2 protein-coding genes are annotated in these 1,142 nt (G+C 25.2%); both read left to right on the plus strand.

Features of this window, described 5'->3' with window-relative positions:
* Positions 1 to 213 precede the first annotated feature (213 nt).
* On the plus strand, positions 214 to 495 hold the full coding sequence (locus ACQCX0_RS00565; protein WP_462562125.1) for a type II toxin-antitoxin system RelE/ParE family toxin: 282 nt from the start codon (positions 214 to 216) through the stop codon (positions 493 to 495).
* A 14-nt stretch (positions 496 to 509) separates the two neighbouring features.
* Complete coding sequence (locus ACQCX0_RS00570) at positions 510 to 824, plus strand: HigA family addiction module antitoxin (protein ID WP_462562127.1); 315 nt, start codon at positions 510 to 512, stop codon at positions 822 to 824.
* The last annotated feature ends 318 nt before the right edge of the window (positions 825 to 1,142 follow it).

Below are 1,142 nucleotides of genomic sequence, written 5' to 3' on the forward strand. Positions count from 1 at the left end.
TTTTCTTTAAAGCAGACTTCTTAGCAATAGCACTAACTAACTCTTCCTTATTCATTTTCTTATATTCCCTTATATATAGTTTCATTTAATTATAAAATAGCATAATTTATAGATATTTAAAGGGAAATATATTATTTTATTAAAATATATATACTTGACACATATTCCTTAATTGGTTATACTAAAAACATAATAAAATATATTGTAGAAAAAATGATAATTAACTTTAAAGATAAAGAAGCACAGAAAATATGGCATAAAGAGTTTTCTAAAAAGATACCTAATGATATTCAAGTACGAGCTTTACATAAATTAGCTTCTATAAACCGAGCTAAGAATATAGATGAGTTAAGACTTCCTCCTGCAAATAATTTAGAAATATTAAGAGGAAACAGACAAGGGCAATACAGTATAAGAATTAACGGACAATGGCGTATTTGTTTTATTTGGGAAAATAATAATGTAATTGATGTTGAAATAGTAGATTATTATTAAAATAGGAGTAAAAAATGACAGAACAATATATTAAAACTCATATTGGTGAGTATTTAGTAGAAGAATTTTTAAAACCATTAAATATATCACAAAATGCTTTAGCTATAGCTATTCATGTACCTGCAACTAGAATACATGAAATAGTAAAGGGTAGAAGAAATATTACCATAGATACAGATCTACGCTTGTGTAAATTCTTCGGTATGAGTGATGGTTACTTTTTAGGGATACAAGAAGATTTAAAACGCCCTGATGTAAAACGCAGTATAGAACAGGATTTATCTACTATAATGACTTATAAAGAATTAGAATACAATAAACACTTATAAATTAATATATAAAGACTACCTAATTTATAACCAAAGCTAGATATGAAATAAGATTTAGCTTTTTTCTTTTTATGGACTAAGAATTAATTTTGATAATCAATAAATTCTATGCCATTTAATTATTCCCGCTACATCTCTGTTAAAATAGTTGATAGTTTGCTTAATTCTTCTTGGGTAATGGTAATTGCCCATAATACCTCTCCTGATTATGTAAATATATTGATTTTGAATGGTTGGAAATATTGTTAAGATTCTAGGTTCAGATTATATATAGTTCAATACTAAATAATATAAAATAACCATAGATGATATAAATGA

This window comes from Candidatus Hepatincolaceae symbiont of Strigamia maritima, assembly GCF_055505085.1.